Genomic DNA, 20,354 nt, shown 5'->3' with positions numbered 1-20,354 from the left:
CGGATTATGCCGACTCTAACGCAGCGATCGCCGCCGCCAGAGCCCGTTCAGAGCCAATGGTCGGCATAATCCCGAGGTCGGCATAGTAGAGATTATGCCGACGTCGGCATAACCTGTACTCCATCACCACCAACCAGGCCGCCATCAGCGCGCTGTTCCGGGTCGTCAACCGGTAAGTCGGCAATTTGGCGCCAATGCCGGGTGTGTTTCCGGATTACCCCGCGCCAATCATTCGCGATGCGGGCGGCGAGCGAGAGATGGTGCTGATGCGCTGGGGCATGCCGCCCCCTCCGCGTACCGGCGGCCCGCCCGTCACGAACATTCGCAACACCTCGTCGCCGCACTGGCGCGCGTGGCTCAAGCCGGAGCACCGCTGCCTCGTGCCACTCAACAGCTTTGCCGAATACGCGCCGGAGCCCAACCCGGAGACGAAGAAGAAAGACATCGTGTGGTTTGCGCTCGCCGGACGCCCGGCCGCTGTTCGCGTTCGCCGGGATCTGGACGACTTTCAATGGTGATCGCGGCACCAAGTCGAAGCCGATCCCCGGACCGCATCAGGTGTACGGTTTTCTTACCACGACGCCGAATGCGGTCGTGGAGCCAATCCATCCGAAGGCAATGCCGGTGATCCTGACTACAGCGGAAGAGCGAGAGATTTGGCTGAGGGCGCCGTGGGATGAAGCCAAAGCACTGCAACGGCCGCTGCCGGATGAAAGCTTGAAGATTGTTGCGCGCGGCATCGAGAAGGAAGATGCGTTCACCACTGCTACAGCCGTAAGATCGGGCGAGCTGGGTTAACGCTGATTATGCCGAGCCATCGGCACAGAAAAGAACGGGCAAGCCTTCGAATCGATCGGAGGCCTGATAACGAGCCGAGAAGCGCTCGCGCGAGTCGCGACCAAACGTATCGCCGGCGGCGAGTTTGCCTGAGCCTGTTGCGCGTCTCCATTCTCTGCAACCTCAGTTGCCAGTTCAGGATGTCGAGCGCGGAGGGCCTTCGCAAGCGCCGACATGTCCGGCGTTGCCGGCGTGTCCAACAGGACCAAAGCGAGCAGTGAATTGCTCATCGGCTACCCCGCACAAATTTTGGGAACGAGATCAGATACACTTTTGTCATTCGCCCACAGGTTGAATTTTTAATTTCCTAGAACAACGCGAACACTGTCAATATCCTCTCGCCCGCGTTGGGTGGCGGGCCACACGCACGTTGTTCTGAAATCTTCTCGCGCGTGATGATGTCATCGGCTTTGCTGCGTTGAGCTGGGCAGCGCTCGAGCCGGCGCAGAGACCACACATCCCGCGCTGATCATCCGGCGCGTCCCGTCCCGCGCGAGCTGAGCTCGCCTCTGTCCAAAAGTGCACATTGCTCACAAGCACTCAAGATGAGTAACGCGCTCAAGTCGCTGAATTTGCTCGCGCAATTAAATCCGCCAACATATCATATGATATTTCCTCTCGCCACCAGAAGCGCGAGGATTGATCCATCACCGCAAGGCAGTTGGCATCGACCCGGTGATGAGACCGCCGAAATTGCTCCCGCCCCATAAGAACGAGGGAGACGTGCATGCAGAAGCGACGACGATTCAAGCAGACCACGACACTCGACGAACGGCTCGCCGCGGAGGCCGCGCGGCTGCGCGAGGAGGCGCGCACGCTCGCGCCGGGGCGCCGCCGCGAGATGCTGCTGCGCCAGGCGCGGCAGGACGAGACCGCCATGCATATTGCCGCCTGGCTGCAATCGCCAGGGCTGAGGCCGCCGACATGACCCAGCAATATCGCGCTTACCTGGTCGGCGACAACGGCGTCTTCCGCTCCGCCGAAGCGTTCGAGGCCGCGTCGGATGCGATCGCCCTCACCTTCGCGCAGCAGTTCACGCGGCTCGGCAAGGTCGAGGTCTGGCAGCTCGGCCGCAAGATCGCCGTGCTCGAGCCCGAGCAATCCCCGCCCGGCGTTCTCACGCGTCAATGATCGCGTGATGCCGCAGGCGTCCTGAAGGTCTCGATCGCGAACGAGAACTTGACCTGCATCACGGGACCCCTGGCATCGCGAACGTCGATCGCCATGGTCTGCCTGCCGCCCGCGGCAGGCGCGGAGAGGATGGCATCGCGCGCCATGTCCGCGACCGACTTGGCGGCCTCCGCCTGAACGGCGCGCCAGCTGGCCAGCTCCAAGCCTTCCTCGTCGAGCGCTACACCGGTGTCGTCGCGCAGGTCGAAATAATATCGGGGCATTGCAACATCCTTTGCCCTAATAGGTCCGAAGCGGACAAAGGTTTCCGGAAGCCGTGAAAAAATCTATGGGGATCAATGGGTTCCGGGAACTTCGCGGTTCCCTCCTGCCGCGTTCGTGCCTCTTCAGGAAGCCGAAAGCGACAGGGCGAAACGACATTCGGCCCCCTCACTCCTCCGCAAGCTTCCCGACGATGTAGGCACCCACCGTTTCCGCGAACGAGCGCTGCACGCCGACCGCAGTGCCATGCTGGTCGAGCGCGTCGCGCTGGAGCACGCGCAGGCCACGGCCGCGCATGCACACCGGCGCGGTGTTCAGATATTGATCGATGGCGCCGGTCGCGAGCGGGATGGCCTTCGGGTCGCCCCTTGCGATCAGAAGCCGCAAGAGGCTCTGGCATTCGGCCAAGCCTGGCATGGATCAGCGCCTCACGCCTGCCGCGATTTCGCCGGCCGCTTCACCGGCTGGGTGTGGGTGCCGAACAGAGCGAGCAAAAACGCGACTTCTTCCTTCGAGCCAACCTGGATCATGATGATCTCCTTTTCGCTAGGTTGGTCGGGCGCAACGGGCGGGGCGTTCGAGACAATCGGGTTTCAGCACTGTTTCAGGCGTGTTTCGTCGCGTCGCGCGATGTCCACGCTCGCCTGAAGTAGGAACAGCTTCTGGGATCAAAAAGTTATTCGCGCGTCGGTCCGGATGCACGACCGGCGCCCCCACGGCCTCAGCTCGCCCCCCGGGCTGGGGCCGTTTCTTTTCGACGCCTTAGTTTCGGCTTTGGCTTTGGCTTTGGCTTTGGCTTTGGCTTTGGTTTTGGTTTTGGTCTCGCCCGGGCGTCTCCCAGAACAGCTTGTTGCACTGGGAGCACCGAAAGATGGCCATCGCGCCGTCCGGTGAACTCACCGCGTCGATGAACGTCATGGGTTTGTTGCACGCAGCACAAATCGGCCGCTGCCTGGTGTCTTGATCCGCCATGCGCGCAAACGCGGGAACGGCGGCAGAGGTTTCTATCGTTCTGGAGGTTCAGGGTGCCAGATCTTCGGAACTTGCTGCTCAAGCAGTGAGATCGATGCCGCGATCTGCTCCCGCGAACGGCGCAGCAATTGTCGTGTCGTTTGGCTTGCATCGAGCTGGTGCATTTTCTGCCGGTCGAGATCCGTCTCGAAGTCCTCGCGGGTGAGCATGACAAGCTCCCGTGTTGCTGCCCATTCGCAGAGTACGTCGAGAGACGATTGCGGACCGTTCACAAGTGAACACAGGGCGGGATGCCCGCCTTCGACCCAGCCGGTCTTCAGGGTCCGCGCTTCTGCGTGACGAGGCGCAGCGCGATACTGTGCTGCCACGCGCGCACCCTCACCGCGGCTTCACTGCGACCAAGTTCGCCCGCGATCTCGTCCGGCCGCCAACCGGCTTCGGCCAACGCCTTCAGCCGCTCGTGCTCTTCCGCTGTCCACTTCTTCAACAACGGGTAGCGTGATTGCATGGTCGGAAGCTGTCTCGCCTTGCGTGATCGATGCAGGCGACAAGCGAGCGAAACAGGCAAAGTTCCTGTCCGACATTCTTATGCGTTGTTTCCATGAGATCTACAGCGCGCCATCCCGCAAGCGGGCCGACCCCGAGGACGTGCCTCGCTCAGATCCAGACGTCCTCGCGGCACGAATCGCACCGATAGATCAGGACCGAGCGTTCGCGCCTCACGTCGAAGATCGAGGTCAGGCAGCGCGTGCCCCTCTCGCATTTGGGGCACGCCGGCCCCGGCTCGTAATATTGATCCGGCCGCGTTGCCGGGCCTGCTTGCTGTTCACTGCTCATCTCATCCCTCGTTGGAGGATTGAGTTCCAAAGTGCCAAAGTGGACATTCGTTCCTATCACGCGGGTGGCGCTTCTGATGGAAGCGAGGGCCTAGACGCCCCATGATCGCGCCCGCGGATCATCGGCTTCGTCCTGAACCATCAAGCGGGTTTGCCCTGAACGATCAAACCGGCTTGCTGTTGGCGCCCCCCCCCGCAGTTCGTCCAGGCTCTCGACGGTGCAGATGCGCGCTGCGCGGCGGGCCAGTTCGTCGTAGTTTTGCGCCACCTTGCGCAGCACGTCCCGCGTCTCGGGGTACTCGCAATTGTCCGCCTTGGTGCGAAATTCTTCCGCCCGCATCCGCCAGTAGCGCGGAGGGTGCATCCGCTCGGTGCCCATGGGCCCCTCCCCTCGATTGGACTGTTCGTGTTCGTTAATGGAGAGCGCGTCCAACAGTTCCCGCGCAGATGTTCTGGCCCCGATCACACGTCCAGATTGCGGCCCGCTGGGACAGCATCTCCCTGGATTGGTCGACTTTAGTTCAAATGCAGCAGGGCGGGTTCGCCAGGATGCAATTGGTTCGCGCCATGCTGGACAATGTCCCCTGCGACCAACGCAATCGGGAAAGGGCCGGAGAGATCATCGATGTATTACGTCGCCGCCGCGCTGCTGGTACTGTCGGGACTGTTCTACTCCGCGAGCCATCACGAGATCGGCTCGTTCGGCGTCACCATGTGCACCTATGGCAGTGCGTTCTGCAACAACCCGCTGATCGTCTTTGCCGGCGCCGCGCTGGCCGGCGCCTGGGGCATGTTCGTCAGCATCAAATAGTCCCGACCGCACGCGCTCAGGAGATAAACATCTCGCCGGTGTCCCTGCGCGGGTTGCGCACTGCGCGAACGCCGGGCCATCGCAGTCCGGTCGCGCTCGGAATGCGTGCAAACGCTGCACCAGGTATTCTCCGATGATGCACTTATACAGGTGTTTTGCCCGACGAGTCAAACGAAATTAGCTTTATCAGAAATCAACGAGGCGCGCCTTACCCGCAGCCCGGGAACCTTGTTCCCTCATTAGCATTTGTGAAGGACGCGCCCCGACCGAGACCCTCCTGCCATGACCGACGATGCCGTCAGCCCCACGAAATCCGCACCGTCGCTGTTGCAGAGGCTGGGGCCGGGTCTCGTCACCGGGGCCGCCGACGACGATCCGTCCGGCATCGCCACCTATTCGCAGGCCGGCGCGCAATTCGGTTACGGACTGCTCTGGACGGTATTTCTGACCACGCCATTCATGATCGCGATCCAGCTCGTCAGCGCCCGGATCGGCCGCGTCACCGGCAAGGGGCTGGCCGCCAACGTCATGCAGATCGCGCCGCGCTGGGCGGTGCTCTCGCTCGTCGCCATGCTGGTCGCCGCCAACACCTTCAACATCGCCGCCGACATCGCCGCGATGGCGGAGGCGCTCTCGCTGGTGATCGGCGGCCTCAACCACGAGCACGCGCTGATCTTCGCGGCGGGCTCGACCCTGCTGCAGGTGTTCCTGCCCTATCGGCGCTATTCGCCGGTGCTGAAATTTCTCACCTTGGCGCTGTTCGCCTATGTCGCGACCGCCTTTACCGTCAAGATTCCGTGGAGCACGGCGCTGCTCGCGGCGGTGTGGCCGAAGACGAATGTCAGCGCCGACTATTTCATGATGGTCGTCGCCGTGCTCGGCACCACGATCAGCCCGTATTTGTTCTTCTGGCAGGCCTCGCAGGAGGTCGAGGAGATGAACCAGGGCAAGCGCGACAAGCCGCTGCGCGAGCTGAAGCGCGGCGGCAGTCTCGAGCTGGCGCGCATCCGGGCCGACACCCTCTCCGGCATGCTGCTCTCCAACGGCATCGCCTTCTTCATCATCCTCACCACCGCCTCGGTGCTGCACGCGAATGGCGTCACCAACATCAACTCGGCGACCGAGGCCGCCGAGGCGCTGCGGCCGCTCGCCGGCGACTTCACCTTCGCCCTGTTCGCGATCGGCATCATCGGCACCGGCCTGCTCGCAATTCCGGTGCTGGCGGGCTCGGCCGCTTACGGCGTGGCGGAGATCTTCGGCTGGCGCGCGACGCTGGAGGCGAAGCCCGACGAAGCGGTCGGCTTCTACACCATCATCGCCGCCGCCACCATCATCGGCTTCGGTCTGGGGTTCACCGGCATCGACTCGATCCACATGCTGGTCTGGAGCGCCGTGCTCAACGGCATCGTGGCCGTTCCGATCATGGCCATGATGATGCTGATCGTCTCGAGCAAGGCGATCATGGGTCGCTTCAAGGGCCGGTCATGGCTCGTCGCGCTGGGCTGGCTCGGCACCGCGCTGATGGCGCTGGCTGTGCTCGCCCTGCTCGGCTCGTCATTGATGGGCTGACTAGCCTTTGACTAGCCTTGCGACAAGACTGCCGAGATCTGCGAGGCGATGATGAAGGCCGCAAACACAGCCGGCACGCTGATGAAGCGCAGGAATTGGTCTATCGAAAGCATCGCTGTCTCCCCCAAGACAAAACGATACGCCCGCCGCGCTATTCCACCCCGTGCGCGACGTGCTGATCGGCCGTCAGAAACTGATCTGAAATGGCGGCTCCACTCATCGTGAGCAGCGCCAGGATCGAAATCACAGCCAGAAATCTCATGGCCGGAAGGTCGATCCCGATTGTGGCGAAAAACGTCAGAGCATAGCGCCTTTTCAGGACGATCCCGGGCAAGATCATGGCTGTCCCCACCGGATTCCCCGCGTTTTCCAATAGAACGTTCGGAAGGGCTTCCCTGCACACCTCGCCAGGCTTCACTGCGCAAGGCCGTTAGCCTAACAATCGTGGCTGGACCCGGGCTTGCGCCCGCCAAAGAAAAAAGCCCAGCCGGGCAACAGGGAGCGACATGACCAAATCGTCGAAAGCAACAAGTCTCGAAATTCTCGCCTGCGACGCCGGCTGGAGAAACTACCACTTCGTCAAGCTGACGACCGAGGACGGCATCGTCGGCTGGAGCGAGTTCGACGAGGGCTTCGGCTCGCCCGGCGTCGGTGCTGCGATCCAGCGCCTGTCTGCCCGCGTCGTCGGGCAGAACGTTTTCCGGCACGAGCGCATCTACGCCGAACTGTTCGCGGCCACGCGTCCCGCCGCCGGCGGCGTGGTGGCGCAGGCGCTCGGGGCGATCGAGAATGCGCTGCTCGATGCCAAGGCGAAATGTCTTGGTGTGCCCTGCTACGAACTGCTCGGCGGCAAGATCCGCGACCATGTCAGGGTCTATTGGTCGCATTGCGCAACGTGGCGGATCAATCACCCGTCCTGGTACAAGCCGCCGATCGAGAACCTCGACGGCGTCAAGGCAATCGGACGCGAGGTCCGCGAGAAGAAGTTCACCGCGCTCAAAACCAACATCTTCTCCTATGATGACGGCAAACCGACCGGTTGGCGACCGGGCTTCGGCTCGCCCTTCGCTCCCGAGATCAACGTCGATCGCAAGATCCTGCGCGATCTGCGCATGCATCTGGAAGCGATCCGGGACGGTGCAGGCCCCGACGTCGACATCTTGCTTGACTGCAACTTCAACGCCAAGACGGAGGGCTATCTGGAGATCCTGCGCACTATCGCGGACCTCGACATGTTCTGGATCGAGATCGACAGTTTCAATCCGGAAGCGCTCGGTTACATCCGCAGGCAAAGCCCGCATCCGATCTCGTCCTGCGAGACGCTATTGGGCTTGCGGGAATTCCTGCCCTATTTTCGCGAGCAGGCCATGGACGTCGCGATCATCGACACGCCCTGGAACGGCGTCTGGCAGTCGATGAAGATCGCAGCCGCCGCGGAAGCGTTCGAAGTCAACGTTGCCCCGCACAATTTCTACGGCCATCTCTGTTCGATGATGAACGCGCATTTCTGCGCCGCCGTGCCGAACCTGCGCATCATGGAGATCGACATCGATCGCCTGGCGTGGGACCGCGAACTGTTCACGCATGAGCCCGACATTCAGAACGGCCATCTGGTCATTCCGGACCGGCCCGGCTGGGGCACCGATCCGAACGAGGAAGCCCTGCGCGCGCATCCGCCGAAGACCACCGGCGGATTGCTCAACTACGGCCGCAAGGGCTAGAGCGTCTTACGGCGTCACTGGATTGACGGTTGGGGACGTCTTCGGCCCCGCCCGCTCCGGCTCGATCGGGGAGTGCGGTTCGGTCGGGAGAATTTTGGCACCTGCGGCCCGCGCGGCTTCACCCGTGGTTGCGTACATCGCAACATGGGCGGGCTGCGTTTTGGCCCGATTCCATGGTCCGTGATCGACGATGAGCATCGCAGCAATCGTCAACGCGGCCACAATCAACGCGATTACGCCGGGATGGCGAAGCGCTGAGGACATGGAGTTTGCGAAGCGATCCGTTGCCATCGTGGAATCCATAGGCTTTTCCTCTCACAGGTTAATGCAATCGCGTCCTGCGAGTTCCGCCCTTGGCCAAGGCAAGTTCCAAGCGGATACGGGAACCTGGTCGCCCCAAGGCGCTCAGTGTTTCACATCCGGCCGCGCGTCGCCGACGAACCGGTCGCGGTTCGGCATCTTGACCGCTGCAAGCGATTTGGCATCGAGCGTCGCATCCGCTCCGACCAGTCCATTCAGGTTCAGGATGTAGGCGGACACCGCATAAACCTCTTCATCGCTCAACGATTGCGGCGCGTTCTGCGGCATCGCGCGGCGGATGTAGTCGAACAGCGTCGGCGCATACGGCCAATAGCTGCCGACCGTACGGATCGGCTTTGGCGTTGCGATCGTGCCCTGCCCACCGACGAGCCGGTCACCGAGCCCGCCCTCGCCTTTGTCGCCATGGCATGATGCACATTGCTGGGCGAACACCTCGCGCCCTTGGCTCACCGAGCCGCTTCCCTTCGGCAGATTGCTGCCGTCGCGTCCGATATCGATATTCCAGCCCGCAATCTCCGCAGCCGTCGCGGGCCGTCCGAGGCCGTACGAGGTCTGCGCCTGCGCTCCGCTCGGAAACGTACACAGCACAATGACGACAGCAATGCCGCAAGTCTCACGCCAGCGCATTGGTCACCTCGCCGTCAGCCGCGATGCGCCAGGGCCAGATCGCGTTATTGTGGTAGAAATAGTTCTCGCCGCGCACCGCGAGCAGCTCGGCCAGAGTCGGCTGCACATAGCCGGTTTCGTCAATGGCACGGCTCTGGATCACGGCAGGCTTTCCGTCCCACTGCCAGGGCAAGCGAAAGCGTGTCAACGCACGCGTCAGCACCGGCTCCTGCAATTGCGCGCTTTGCCAACTCTTTCCCTCGTCGACGGACACTCCGACGCGCGCGATCTTGCCATGCCCGCTCCAGGCGATGCCCGTGATCTCGTGGAAGCCTGGCGCGCCCAGGCGTTGGCCGCCGGAGGGCCTCGTGATAATCGACTTCGCCTCCATGTAGAACGAAAATTCACGCGCGGTGCCGTCCGGCAGCAGGTCTGTGTATTTCGAGGTCTCCTCGCGCGAGTAAACCGGCTCCGCAGTCACATGCAGGCGCCGCAGCCACTTCACACTCATATTGCCCTCGAAGCCCGGCAGGAACAGCCGCAGCGGATAGCCCTGCTGCGGACGCAGCCGCTCCCCGTTCTGGCTGTAGACCAGCATGGCGTCCTCGAGGCATTTCTCGATCGGGATGCTGCGCGTCAGCGCAGCCGCGTCGGCACCTTCGGCGACGATCCATTTGGCATCCGGCTTCAATCCGGCCTCCTGGAGCACCAGCTTGAGGCTGACGCCGGTCCATTCTGCACAACTGACCAGACCTACAAGGTCCGACGCGGTCTTGCCGTAAGGCTTGCTGTAGCCGGGATTGCCGGAGCATTCGAGAAAGTGGACGCGCGATTCCGACGGGAAACGCCTGAGATCGTCCATAGTAAAAATCAGCGGGCGCTCGACCAGCCCGTGCAGCATCAACCGGTGCTGGGCCGGATCGATGGTCGGAACGCCACCATGATGACGCTCGTAGAACAGTCCGTTCGGCGTGATGATGCCATCGAGCTCCTGCAATGGCGTCCGGCTGGAGGCCGAGATGTACTGCTTGAGCGTCTTCGAGATGTTCTTGACGACGCCCTTTTCGAACGGTGACGGCGCGCCGTAGGGCTGGCTTCCCATCGGTTCGCCGGGCGCCTTCATCCATTCGGGAATGTTGGGTGGAAGGTTGTCGGTCTCGGCGGCAACCGATGCGCGGGCGCCCAGGACGGTACCACCCGCCACCGCAGCACCGCCGCGCAGAAAGCGGCGGCGAGTCGTCCCCGCGGGTTTGTCGAATGTTCTGCTCATTTGCGGATCCTCGGCTGAAGCGCGACCCGCATGAAACATTCTGCGACGAGCATTTGCAATTCGCACCTGTTTCAAAAACGGGCGATTTCCATCTGGACTTATCTACATCCGGTGGCGGCGACGGCAGTTCTCTTCTTCGCAATGCACAAACGGCTCGTCCGTCACTCGCCCGGCGCGATCGCATTGCTCGGGGTCGGACGGTCGGCGATCTGTTGGCCGAACAGGCTGCCTATCAGTTCGACCGCGGTGCGCGCGGTGCGGCCACGCTCGTCGAGGAACGGATTGAGCTCGACGATGTCGACTGATCCGACCACGCCGGAATCATGCAGAAGCTCCATGATCAGATGCGCCTCACGATAGGTCGCGCCGCCCGGCACCGTCGTGCCCACTCCGGGTGCGACGCAGGGGTCGAGAAAATCGACATCGAAGCTGACATGCAGCACGCCGTTGCTGGCCCTGACGCGCTCGATGACGCGGCGGATCAGCACGGCGACGCCGAACTCATCGATCTGGCGCATGTCGACAACCCTAATCCGGCGCGTGCGGATCAACTCCTTTTCGAGCTTATCGATTGAGCGCGCGCCGAACAGGTCAAGCCGATCGGGACCGATCGGGGCACGGGGATCATCGCCGAGCAATCCGTCGAGGCCGGGTTCGCCGCAAAGGAATGCCGCCGACATGCCGTGCATGTTGGCGGTGATCGTCGTCTCGGGCGTGTTGTAGTCGGCATGTGCATCGAGCCAGAGCACGAACAGCTCGCGTCCGCGCTCCTGCCAGTGACGGGCCATGGCATTCACCGATCCCATCGACAACGTGTGATCGCCGCCGAGAAAAATCGGCAGCGCGCCGGTTTTCGCGATCTCGTAGCCTCTGTGACTCAGCACGCGCGTCCAGCGCTGGATTTCGCGGTAGTGATTGGCTTTGTCGGGCGGCCTGTCTGCGAGGTCCCGGAGCTCCGCCACGGAGAGATCGCCGTAATCGACGACCTCGAAATCCAGGCTCTCGAGCAGCGTCGCAAGGCCGGCGGTGCGGAGCGCCGCAGGGCCCATCAGGGTACCGCGCTGCGAAGCCCCCATGTCGATGGGAGCGCCGAGCAAGGCGATACGCCGGGCTCGATCCGTCGTGGTCGGGTCGGTCACAGCTGTCTCCTGAGATCAGCAAGATTGAGCCAGCCTAACAGAGATTCGCATCCGTCGTTTCACGGGGGGCGGTCCGCGCAGGGGCGCATCGTCTCGGAACAAAAGCCCGCGCGCCGAATTGCTCATTCAAGGCCGGTACCCGCCGTAAAAACCACGGCGCCTGTCGCGGATAGCCAAAGGTCAAGCGACCCGCTGTTCAGAACGAGCGCTCGCGCGGATAGCCAAAGGTATCGGCCTCCGTCACATGATCAGCCCGGAGGTCGCGCACTTGAGCACGGAGATCCCGCAATCTACCTCGCATCCCGGCATGGCCGAGCGCGCCATCGACGCAGCGACGGACGTATCCCACACAGTCGGCGAGATCGCAGGTGGCCTTCATGCTGCTGTAGACCGCATAACCTCCGCAATCGACGAAGCGCGAAAGCCCGGCCGGCCCCTCGCGACCGTCGCCGCGATCACGCGCGAAGCGCCGCTCGCCAGCCTCTTCGTTGCTTTCCTGTTCGGCGTCGCGGTCGCGCGTCGGCGCTAACGCATGTGCTCAGGAAGCGGCTGCCGCCTGATGTCCGGTTTACCGGCAACACAGTCGCCGCAGAGAGCAGCGGACCTGCAGCGATTGGGATCACGCAATAAGCGAGACCTCCCCCGACTGATTTCATCTTACATTGTCGCGCCGATCGGTTGTTTGTGAAAATCTCGTCCATACCATCAGTTTAGTAGAGACGGACGGCTTCGGATCAAAAGCACACGCATTCAATTGACCTTCGGCAAGGGCCAAAAGCAGCTCAAGCCTTCCCGTGAGAGGACGGGTGCAGTCCACTCCGGCTGTGAGCATCGATTAGCCCGAAAGGTGCCGAACGCACCGTTGTGCTCTTCGTTCCTGGATCGGCTTTCACTCGCGTCAGGGGACAGCTAATTGAGCTTATGCCGCAACTCCTTGGCCACCGCGGAGTTCGGTGATGACCTCCTTCTCGCGAGGCAATTGCGGATGCTCCAAACAGGGCGGGACTGCGGATTGCTGCCGCCGATCCGGCCAGTACGACTGGCTAGTATGCTGCTGGCGATCGTCTAGCGCTCATGTGCGCCACTCCTGCTGATCCGAGATCCGCTGTCGTTTAGCTGGCTTGTTCTTGGCGCTCAGCCCAGTTAGGCCTCAATCGTAGCTCCGCCATTTCGATCCTAATCGGCACCAGAATTGAGCTGCCGATGACAATAAAGGCGTGCAGTAGCGGTGCACACGACGGACCCGGACCTCTCCCCATGAAGGTCAACGCCCGGGCCCACAGAAAAACAGACCATGCGGTCGTCTGCGCCCGGTAGGCTGATATCTACTCCCGTCTGAGCTGCCACAGACACCTCCAGAGTTGTATTGCAGTCTCGCTTGCGAAGATCAGATCGCACTCTCGCCCAGGCCAAGTGCGCTCTGTGAATGGAATGCACCGCTGGAGCGCGCAATAGGAACAATTCAAAAAACCGTGAGTTGGATTGCAAGAAATCCGAAAAGAGAGAGGGTGATGCGATGACGCGGTCCGTGGAGGAATTAAGACGTGAGTCCGAGCGAAGTCGCGCTCAGTTGGCCGCTACGGTCGATCGGCTGAAAGAACAGGTCTCGGAGACGGCCGAGGACATCCGCCTCAAGGTCTCGCCGCAGCACATCAAGTCGGAAGTATCCGACTACGTCACCCATACGACAAAGGGCTGGGTCGACGGACTGAAACAGCAAATCATGGACAACCCTATGCGAGCGGTGGCCGCCGGGACCGCCGTGGCGATTCCACTTCTGCGCTTGGCGCGCGGTGTCCCCCTGCCGCTTTTAATGATCGGTGCCGGCTTGGCGCTCACCTCGAAAACCGTGCGAGACCGCGCCGCCGAGGTTTCCGGCCCTGCGATGGACAAGGCGGGCGAGGTTTTCGAGGACATGGCGGGCCGAGCGCGCGCCATGCAAGGCGATCTCAGGGATCAACTATCTTCCGCCAGTAATCAGGCCGCCAGCATGGCCGATATCGCGCAAGATTCGACTGCCGGTCTCGCGGCGGATTTGCGCGCACGGGCTACCCAGGCCGCCGACACTATTGGCGAGAAGCTTAAGAGCGGGGTGGATGCGGCGAAGGAAAGTGCCTCCGCAGCGAAGGACGCGGCCGGCAGAGCGCCCCAACAAGCTCGCGCGATTATCAGCGATAATGCCGCGCTGATCGCCGGCCTTGGCGTGGCGATCGGAGCCATCGTCGCAGCCGCTCTTCCGGAAACCAAGGTTGAAGCCAAGGCAATGGGCCAGACGAGCGACGGCGTGAAGCGCGCCGCTGCCGAGGCGGCTCAATCGGGATTTGACGGGGCAAAAGATGCCGCAATGTCGGCAGCCGACGCGGCAACAAGCAGGGTCGCTGAGGCCGGCCTCGGTGAGCATGCCAGCCGCATGACTCAGAACCTCGCTGACTCCCTCAAGACAGCCGCCGACGATGTCGTTGGAGCCGCTTTCAATCCCTCCCGCAATTCCAATACCTGAAGGAACGCACCATGAGCGATCTAGACCTGAGCAGAAGCACGAATTCAAATGAAGATCGGAACGCGGGATCTCCCAAGAACCTGAAGGACCAAATGGCGGAGGCTGGCGCGACTGTGAAGCAGCGGGCCGACGAGGCCTTCCGGGCAACCGCTGACGTCGCCCAGGACAAGTTCAAGGAAGCCGGGGATGCGGCCAAGGACCTCGCTTCGGGGACGATGGACCAGATTCGCGGCCAGGCACGCGAGCAGCAGCGGTCTGGAGCCGAGTTCATTGAGCGACTTGCCGGCAATGTTCGGGAAGCGGCTCGCGCCTTCGAGAGCGATGTGCCTTTTGCGGCCCGCGGCATCAACTCCGCCGCGGACTATGTTGAAGATACCGCCGAGAAGATCCGCAACGGCAGCTTCCGCGATCTCCTCGATGGCGCAACCGATTTCGCGAAGCGTCAGCCAGCTGCTTTCCTTGGCGTCTCGGTGCTCGCCGGTTTCGCCGCCGTCCGCTTCTTGAAGGCCTCCGGCGGTGACTCGCCTTCATCGCGACCTGGAACGAACAGTGGAACGTCCTCGGCGCAGGGCGACGAATGGCGCGGAACCACGTCTTCCGCCAAGGCCGGTCACGCATCAATGCAGGGCTCATCGGCGCCCAGCAACAATCCGCAGCGAACGACGTCCTTCAAAGGCGGCAGCGTGTCATGACCATTCAGCATGATATCGAGACAAGCCAGAACGATCTTCGGACCATCTCCACGCTGGTAGCCGAAGCGATGGGCCAGTTCGCCAAGCTGTTCCAGAACGAGATCGACTTGGCCAAGGCTGAACTCAGCGACAGAGCGCAGAAGATAACGGGAGCAGCAGGCCTCCTTGCCGGTGGCGCTCTCCTGGTGATCCCCGCCTTTGTGATGGCGCTGTTGGCGCTGTCCGCGGCGTTGATCTCCGCGGGATGGTCTCAACCGCTTTCCTACCTGACATCCGCGATTGTCGCTGGCGCCATTGCGGGCGTGCTGTTTGCGGTCGGCATCAACCGGCTGGATGCCCGTAATCTTGCGCCGCGGGAGACCATCCGGCAGCTGGAAAAGGACAAGGACACTGTGAAGGGAATGGTCCGATGAGCAGCACGCAAACTGGCTTTTTCGATAGTCTGGTCGCAGCGGCCAAGGAAAATCCCCTCGCCGCCGTCCTTATTGGAGGCGGCGCGCTGTGGCTTATGGCTGGTGACGACAGGATCAAGGGCGCGGCTCGGTCCACGGCGGCTGCCGCGTCCGGTGTGGTCGATAGCGGAGTGAGCACAATGCGGACTACGGCATCGGCGCTCCAGCGCACTGCGGCGCCTCCCACGGCGCCCGAAATGGATCACGTAGGGTCACTCGATGGCGACGATACGTTGCGGTCAGCCAAGGGCGCCGCATCCAGCGTTCTGTCGGACACCGCCGACAAGATGAGGGCCCAGTTTGAGAGCGGCGTAGAGATGGTGCGGGACGGCTTCGCCAAAGTAGGCGACCAGGTTCCGGGCGGCGAAGCCGTCTCAAAAGCAAAGTCGTCGTTGTCTGATATGCTCGAAAAGCAACCGCTGGTGCTTGGCGTCGTCGGCTTGGCCATCGGCGCTGCAGTCGCAGGGGCATTTAGAGCAACCGACATCGAGAATGAGTATGTCGGAGAGACCAGCGATGCTGTGAAGGCCGACCTGAACAGCCGTGTTGGTGCCGTCTCGCAGGCGTTGCGCGAAAACTCCGACACGCTGTTGGCAGAGGTTTCCGATACCGGCGGCGAGGCTCTGGATCGGATCAGGCAGACCGGGATCGATGCAGTCGAAGCAGCCCGTGAAAAGGCCAAGTCGTCCTGATGTGCTGTGGCCACGAAGAGTCGTCGCCACGTCCGCGGCGACTCTTCCGAATTATTCCGCGTAAATCAGTGCATCATCCAGGTGCCCAGCTCGCGCTCCCCGATTCGTGATCAGCGCTCCTCGTAGCAGTAGATCCGCTTCGGGGATGCTGTGCGCGCTGTCGGTAAGAACAGCTCCTGGTCATCCCGACGACCGCTTGTGGTCACAATGCCAAGATCTCAACGCGAAGATCTCAACGTGAGCAACTCTGGTCCGCATGCCCCTGATAAGCCGACCTCTTGGGAGGGGCCGGCGCCTCGCCGACGGGCCAGATACCGAAGATCGACAGCTTTCCGGTTTTCCCGTCCCCGACACAGCGGCCGTCCTGCGACGGGTGAGCGGTGTTACGGGAACCTTCATCGCGAAGCTCAAGTGTTCAGGCGGCACTGACGGCGGCGCACTCGGCTGCGAGGAATTGCCGCTCGAATGCTTCCGCCGGCATCGGACGGCCAAAGAAATAACCCTGGCCTTCCTCGCATCCCATGCTCACCAGGAAGTCGGCCGTCGCGCGATTCTCGATGCCTTCGGCCACGACTGTCAATCCGAGCTGTTTGCTGAGGCCGATGGTCGACCCGACGATCGCGGCATCGTCGGAGTCCGCGAGCAGACCGAACACGAACGACCGGTCGATCTTGAGCCCGTCGAGCGGAAACTTCTTCAAATAGCTCAGGCTTGCATAGCCGGTGCCGAAATCGTCGAACAGGACGCGGACGCCGAGCTGCTGGATGCGTTTGAACATGTCGAGCACGCGCGCTTCATCATGAAGCAGGATGTCCTCGGTAACCTCGAGCTCAAGCAGCGACGGTGTGAGCCCCGTCGCTTCGAGCATCCCCGCAACCGAATGCGCCAGATCGCCGGACTGCAACTGCGAGGGCGACAAATTGATCGCGACGCGCACTCTGTCGCCGGACAATTCCCAGGCGCGTGCCTGCCGGCAGGCGTTCTCCATCACCCAGTTTCCGATCCGCTCGGACAGGGCCGAGCTATTGACCACCGGCATGAACTCTCCTGGCGAAACGTAGCCGCGCACGGGATGCCGCCAGCGGATCAGCGCTTCGGCCCCGACCAGGCTGGCGTCGACCAGGCGAACCTGGGGCTGGTAGAACAGCTCGAACTCGCCGCGATCGGCGGCAAGCGCCAATTCACTCTCCAGCGTCAGCCGGTTCTCCAGCTCCTCCCGGATCGCGCTCTCGAAGATCACATGGCTGCCCCGCCGGGTCAGCTTTGCCTTGCTCAGAGCGAGATGGGCATTGCTCAGGAGATCGTCGGCGTTGTGCCCGCCTTCCGGATGGATGGCGACGCCGATGCTGATTCTGACGCGATGCTGCCGCGTGCCGGTCGCAAGCGGCGCTTCGAAGGCGCGCGCGATGCGCTCGGCGAACTCTGCGATTGGCGGGTCGCCATCGGCGCCTTTGCGCACAATGGCGAATTCGTCTCCGCTAAGCCGGGCAACGACAGCGCCGCGCGCCTCGGCTTTCAGGCGACCAGCGACCGCCTGCAGCACGAGATCTCCGGCCGAATGACCCAGCATGTCATTGATGCTCTGGAAGCCGTCGAGCCCGATCACGAGCAGCGCGACCTCGCAAGGGCGCTGCCCCGCATCCGCGATCATGCCGACCAGCCCTGCATGCAGCATGTTGCGGTTGGCAAGACCGGTCAGCGCGTCGTACTCGGCGAGATATCTGACGCGTTCGGCCTCACGCTTGCGGACCGAGATATCGCGCAGGATGGCTCCGTACTGGAAGCCGTCCGTTCCCTGCCAGCCCGAGAAGCTCGCCTCGACCGGGAAAGTTTCACCGTTCTTGCGCCGCCCTTCGAACTCGACGACGACCGCCCCGCCAGGGACCAGGAGGGCCTGGCGCGCGGCGTCGCGCATGGACGGCCTCGCGTCACCGTCCACCGACACGGCGCACAGCGTTTCGAACGGGCGGCCGATGATCTCGGCGGGCATATAGCCGAAGATCGCACTGGCGCCGGGATTCCACACGGTGATCAGCTGACCTTCGTCGGTGCAAACGAGGCCATCGCCGAGCGACATCGCGATACGATGAAAGCGGCTTTCGGCGATGCGCCCCAAGAGACCGCGGAAATCGATTTCGTCGAGTGCGATCGCCGTCAGATAAGCCACAATCGCGATGTGGAACAACGATGTGTCGATGATGAAGGGCCATCTTGCTTGCACGAGGACCGCCAGCAGCTCGAAAACCGCCCCGGCCGAGATCAGGATTGCGGCGCGAATTCCCGGTCCGAAGCGGCGCCACGAATACACCATCAGCAGGCAGATCCCAGCGAGACCCAGGATCATCCCGGTATCGGAGGTCCAGCGCAGCATCCGGTTCTGGAGGATCGATTCCGCTGCCAGCGCCTGGAGGATGGGTCCGGAGATGATGCGGCCATTCGGAACGCTGAAGCGGTCGCCGAATTCGAGCGCCGTCGCTCCAATGATGATCTTCTTGTCTCTCAGCTTGTCCAGAGCGGCGGTTTCGCCGCGGAGCACGTCGACATAGGAGACACTCGGAACCGAGTTCGCCCGAATGCTGAAATCGATCAGGAAAGGCGGCCGCCGATTGGCGTTCTGCCCGGCCAGCACGACGGCCATCGATGGCATCACGGCATCGCCGAGCTTCTCGCCGAACGGATAGCGGCGAACGAGCCCGTCGGATTCGATCGCGACATTGACCAGCGCCGGCCACGACTGGTTGCCGAACGGCTTGAGGGGGCGATTGATGTGAGCTGCGCCGCCATTCGGCGCGGGCTGCTTGAAGGACGGCAGGATGGTCGAGCCGCCGGCCTTACGCAACGCGTTGACGAAAGCCTCGTCGGAGGCGGGATCGGATGGCGAGCTGAAATCGACGTCGAAAGCGACGTCCTGCGCCCCCGCGGCCTCTAACCTGTGCAACAATTCCGCGTGCAGCCGGCGCGGCCAGGGCCACACCCCGATCTGGTCGATCGAGGGCGCGTCGATGGCCACCACGACGACGTTGCCGCTCGCGGCACGCGATTGCCATGCGAACCGCAAGTCGGTCAGCGCGTTGCGAAGCGCACCATGCCACCCCGTGGACAGCACGATCGCCAGCGCGGTCACGACTAGAATATGCGGACGATAGCGCGTCACTCCGATCCTCCCGCGCACCTGCTTCTGCAGGTACGCCCCCTCATCCCCTACGAAATCGCCTCAGTGCTTGTTGTGGCCAAAGGCATTGCCGTGGCCATTGCTGCCGTTGCCGCCGCCGTTGCCGTTGCCGTTACCGTTGTTGCCCCTACCGTTACCGGTGGCGCCGTTGTTGCCGTTACCGTCGCCGGAATTCCCATTGCCGGAATTGCCGTTACCGGAGTTGCCCTTGCCGGGGTTGGACTTGCCACTGGAATTTCCACTGCCGCCGCCAGAGCCGTCGCTAGACGCACCGGCCGTCGTCGCGGCTATTGTCGTGCCGGCGGCCGAGGAGCTGGTGCTGCCAGCCGTCACGCCGCTGCTCGTAGTGACCGCAGTCTGGCCGGTGCTGTTGGATGCCGTCGTGCTCGCTTTCGAGTCGCTCCAGACCGTCTCGGTGCTGGCGTGCGCGTTGCGCACCTGTCCGGGGGCACCGCCGCCGTGGGCGAGCCCGTGCGTGACCTTGTGGACGTTGAGCTTGACCTCGCCCAGCGAACTCGAGATGCGCACGACGCCGGGCTTTGCAGCACCGCCCTTGGACGCGTGAGCTCCGGCCGCCGGTTGCGATGGCTTGAGCGCGCCGGCCGCCTTGGCGCCCTTGTCGATCGGACCGAGCGCGTGGATCGCATGGCCGTTCGCGGCGTTGCGCGGGGCCGACAGACCTGATTTCGGCACCGGGACGCGCTCGATGCTCGAGGCGCGCGGCTTGCCGTGCTCGATCGGATTGAAGGTGCCGGAGCCGCTCAGAGAGAGGCCGGGCTTGCCATGCTCGAAGACGGTGGCGGCCTGCCCCGGCAGGACCTGGGCGATCTGCCCCGTCTTGAAGTCGGAGACCTCGACTTGGCCGCGAAGCACGCCCACCTTGGTGCTGCCCGCATTCACGGTGACGCTGAACTGGGTGCCCTTGACCACGGCGGCGAGATAGGGCGTCTCGACCTCGAAGTGCTTGACGTTGCGCTTCTCGACCTCGAGCAGGATCGAGCCCGCCTGCTGGATGATGGTGGTCGAGAGACCGTCCTTTTTCTCCGTCGGCAAGCCGACCACCGAGTTGGGAGAGATCAGGATGGTCTCCTCGCCGCGGACGAGCAGGACGCGGCCATTACGTCCGGTACGAATGGTGTCGCCGGGCTTGAGTGCCTCCTGCTGATTCAACGACACCTGCTGCGCGGCGCTAGTGGCGACCCAGACCTCGCCGGTGGCCTTGCCAACCGACCAGACGCCATCATCCGCAGCGGATGCGGCGGAAGCCGTTCCGAGCATCAGCGCAGCCGCCAAGGCGCACCGCATTCCAACCTTGTTCAGCATGACGATCCTCAGTCCGCGTTACAGCCGGCCTTGAGGGGTATCCGAAATC

Annotated in this window: 23 protein-coding genes and 1 pseudogene; 11 read left to right on the top strand and 13 right to left on the bottom strand. The window is 63.0% G+C overall.

Annotation, left to right across the window (positions count from 1 at the left end; translation table 11 throughout):
• The first annotated feature begins 122 nt into the window (after positions 1–122).
• The 3 genes and pseudogenes from AB3L03_RS28705 to AB3L03_RS28695 all read left to right on the top strand — a co-directional run bounded on the left by AB3L03_RS28705 (position 123) and on the right by AB3L03_RS28695 (position 1,968).
• Positions 123–798, top strand: a pseudogene (locus AB3L03_RS28705) (SOS response-associated peptidase).
• Positions 799–1,564: 766 nt separating this feature from the next.
• Positions 1,565–1,765 (top strand): hypothetical protein, encoded by a 201-nt coding sequence (locus AB3L03_RS28700; RefSeq protein ID WP_018454858.1) that lies wholly within the window; start codon positions 1,565–1,567, stop codon positions 1,763–1,765.
• Positions 1,762–1,968, top strand: a complete 207-nt coding sequence (locus tag AB3L03_RS28695) for a hypothetical protein (RefSeq protein ID WP_368507392.1) — start codon at positions 1,762–1,764, stop codon at positions 1,966–1,968. The genes AB3L03_RS28700 and AB3L03_RS28695 overlap by 4 nt, the downstream gene beginning before the upstream one ends.
• Here AB3L03_RS28695 and AB3L03_RS28690 read toward each other — a convergent pair.
• The 6 genes from AB3L03_RS28690 to AB3L03_RS28665 all read right to left on the bottom strand — a co-directional run bounded on the left by AB3L03_RS28690 (position 1,962) and on the right by AB3L03_RS28665 (position 4,416).
• Complete coding sequence (locus AB3L03_RS28690) at positions 1,962–2,231, bottom strand: hypothetical protein (RefSeq protein ID WP_085361079.1); 270 nt, start codon at positions 2,229–2,231, stop codon at positions 1,962–1,964. The genes AB3L03_RS28695 and AB3L03_RS28690 overlap by 7 nt on opposite strands.
• 166 nt (positions 2,232–2,397) lie before the next feature.
• On the bottom strand, positions 2,398–2,646 hold the full coding sequence (locus tag AB3L03_RS28685; protein WP_368507391.1) for a hypothetical protein: 249 nt from the start codon (positions 2,644–2,646) through the stop codon (positions 2,398–2,400).
• Between the two features lie 587 nt (positions 2,647–3,233).
• Positions 3,234–3,410, bottom strand: a complete 177-nt coding sequence (locus AB3L03_RS28680; RefSeq protein ID WP_368507390.1) for a hypothetical protein — start codon at positions 3,408–3,410, stop codon at positions 3,234–3,236.
• 107 nt (positions 3,411–3,517) lie between these two features.
• Positions 3,518–3,709 (bottom strand): hypothetical protein, encoded by a 192-nt coding sequence (locus tag AB3L03_RS28675; protein ID WP_368507389.1) that lies wholly within the window; start codon positions 3,707–3,709, stop codon positions 3,518–3,520.
• Positions 3,710–3,858: 149 nt separating this feature from the next.
• A complete protein-coding gene (locus AB3L03_RS28670; protein WP_085350653.1) occupies positions 3,859–4,038 on the bottom strand; it encodes a hypothetical protein in 180 nt (59 codons plus the stop codon).
• 90 nt (positions 4,039–4,128) lie between these two features.
• Positions 4,129–4,416 carry a hypothetical protein gene (locus AB3L03_RS28665; protein WP_368507388.1) on the bottom strand — a complete coding sequence of 96 codons (288 nt, stop codon included), beginning with the start codon at positions 4,414–4,416 and terminating at the stop codon, positions 4,129–4,131.
• 246 nt (positions 4,417–4,662) lie between these two features.
• On the opposite strand from AB3L03_RS28665, the gene AB3L03_RS28660 reads away from it, so the two are divergent.
• Entirely contained in the window at positions 4,663–4,848 is a 186-nt protein-coding gene (locus tag AB3L03_RS28660) for a hypothetical protein (protein ID WP_018454867.1), read from the top strand.
• Between the two features lie 282 nt (positions 4,849–5,130).
• Positions 5,131–6,417 carry an NRAMP family divalent metal transporter gene (locus tag AB3L03_RS28655; RefSeq protein WP_094183309.1) on the top strand — a complete coding sequence of 429 codons (1,287 nt, stop codon included), beginning with the start codon at positions 5,131–5,133 and terminating at the stop codon, positions 6,415–6,417.
• Between the two features lie 151 nt (positions 6,418–6,568).
• Here the strand turns inward: AB3L03_RS28655 and AB3L03_RS28650 are convergent, their stop codons facing one another.
• The gene (locus tag AB3L03_RS28650; RefSeq protein WP_368507387.1) at positions 6,569–6,757 is read right to left on the bottom strand and encodes a hypothetical protein; all 189 of its coding nucleotides are present in this window, start codon (positions 6,755–6,757) and stop codon (positions 6,569–6,571) included.
• 166 nt (positions 6,758–6,923) lie between these two features.
• Here AB3L03_RS28650 and AB3L03_RS28645 point away from each other — a divergent pair, with 166 nt between their 5' ends.
• Positions 6,924–8,138 carry a mandelate racemase/muconate lactonizing enzyme family protein gene (locus AB3L03_RS28645; RefSeq protein ID WP_085350649.1) on the top strand — a complete coding sequence of 405 codons (1,215 nt, stop codon included), beginning with the start codon at positions 6,924–6,926 and terminating at the stop codon, positions 8,136–8,138.
• 6 nt (positions 8,139–8,144) lie between these two features.
• Here the strand turns inward: AB3L03_RS28645 and AB3L03_RS28640 are convergent, their stop codons facing one another.
• The 4 genes from AB3L03_RS28640 to rocF all read right to left on the bottom strand — a co-directional run bounded on the left by AB3L03_RS28640 (position 8,145) and on the right by rocF (position 11,474).
• Positions 8,145–8,441, bottom strand: a complete 297-nt coding sequence (locus tag AB3L03_RS28640; protein ID WP_368507386.1) for a hypothetical protein — start codon at positions 8,439–8,441, stop codon at positions 8,145–8,147.
• A gap of 102 nt (positions 8,442–8,543) precedes the next feature.
• Positions 8,544–9,086, bottom strand: coding sequence for a c-type cytochrome (locus AB3L03_RS28635; RefSeq protein WP_018454873.1), 543 nt, complete (start codon positions 9,084–9,086; stop codon positions 8,544–8,546).
• Positions 9,073–10,335 carry a sulfite dehydrogenase gene (soxC, locus tag AB3L03_RS28630; protein WP_368507385.1) on the bottom strand — a complete coding sequence of 421 codons (1,263 nt, stop codon included), beginning with the start codon at positions 10,333–10,335 and terminating at the stop codon, positions 9,073–9,075. The genes AB3L03_RS28635 and soxC overlap by 14 nt, the downstream gene beginning before the upstream one ends.
• Positions 10,336–10,496: 161 nt before the next feature.
• Positions 10,497–11,474 carry an arginase gene (gene rocF, locus AB3L03_RS28625; protein ID WP_317245933.1) on the bottom strand — a complete coding sequence of 326 codons (978 nt, stop codon included), beginning with the start codon at positions 11,472–11,474 and terminating at the stop codon, positions 10,497–10,499.
• A 244-nt stretch (positions 11,475–11,718) separates the two neighbouring features.
• Between rocF and AB3L03_RS28620 the strand changes: the two genes are divergently transcribed.
• The 5 genes from AB3L03_RS28620 (at position 11,719) to AB3L03_RS28600 (ending at position 15,810) form a co-directional block, all read left to right on the top strand.
• A complete protein-coding gene (locus AB3L03_RS28620; protein WP_085384818.1) occupies positions 11,719–12,003 on the top strand; it encodes a hypothetical protein in 285 nt (94 codons plus the stop codon).
• Between the two features lie 1,041 nt (positions 12,004–13,044).
• Positions 13,045–13,974 (top strand): DUF3618 domain-containing protein, encoded by a 930-nt coding sequence (locus tag AB3L03_RS28615; RefSeq protein WP_368507384.1) that lies wholly within the window; start codon positions 13,045–13,047, stop codon positions 13,972–13,974.
• 92 nt (positions 13,975–14,066) lie between these two features.
• On the top strand, positions 14,067–14,666 hold the full coding sequence (locus tag AB3L03_RS28610) for a hypothetical protein (RefSeq protein ID WP_368507383.1): 600 nt from the start codon (positions 14,067–14,069) through the stop codon (positions 14,664–14,666).
• On the top strand, positions 14,663–15,079 hold the full coding sequence (locus AB3L03_RS28605; protein WP_368507382.1) for a phage holin family protein: 417 nt from the start codon (positions 14,663–14,665) through the stop codon (positions 15,077–15,079). The genes AB3L03_RS28610 and AB3L03_RS28605 overlap by 4 nt, the downstream gene beginning before the upstream one ends.
• On the top strand, positions 15,076–15,810 hold the full coding sequence (locus AB3L03_RS28600; RefSeq protein WP_368507381.1) for a hypothetical protein: 735 nt from the start codon (positions 15,076–15,078) through the stop codon (positions 15,808–15,810). Before AB3L03_RS28605 ends, AB3L03_RS28600 begins: the two co-directional genes overlap by 4 nt.
• Positions 15,811–16,225: 415 nt before the next feature.
• Here AB3L03_RS28600 and AB3L03_RS28595 read toward each other — a convergent pair whose 3' ends face one another.
• Both AB3L03_RS28595 and AB3L03_RS28590 read right to left on the bottom strand, forming a co-directional pair.
• Positions 16,226–18,964: an EAL domain-containing protein gene (locus AB3L03_RS28595; RefSeq protein ID WP_368507380.1), complete on the bottom strand. Its 2,739-nt coding sequence runs from the start codon at positions 18,962–18,964 to the stop codon at positions 16,226–16,228.
• A gap of 60 nt (positions 18,965–19,024) precedes the next feature.
• Positions 19,025–20,305, bottom strand: coding sequence for a FecR domain-containing protein (locus AB3L03_RS28590; protein WP_368507379.1), 1,281 nt, complete (start codon positions 20,303–20,305; stop codon positions 19,025–19,027).
• Positions 20,306–20,354: the final 49 nt, after the last annotated feature.

The sequence above is a fragment of the Bradyrhizobium lupini genome (genome assembly GCF_040939785.1).
Lineage (GTDB): Bacteria > Pseudomonadota > Alphaproteobacteria > Rhizobiales > Xanthobacteraceae > Bradyrhizobium > Bradyrhizobium canariense_D.
This window is presented reverse-complemented; position numbering and strand designations above follow the sequence as displayed.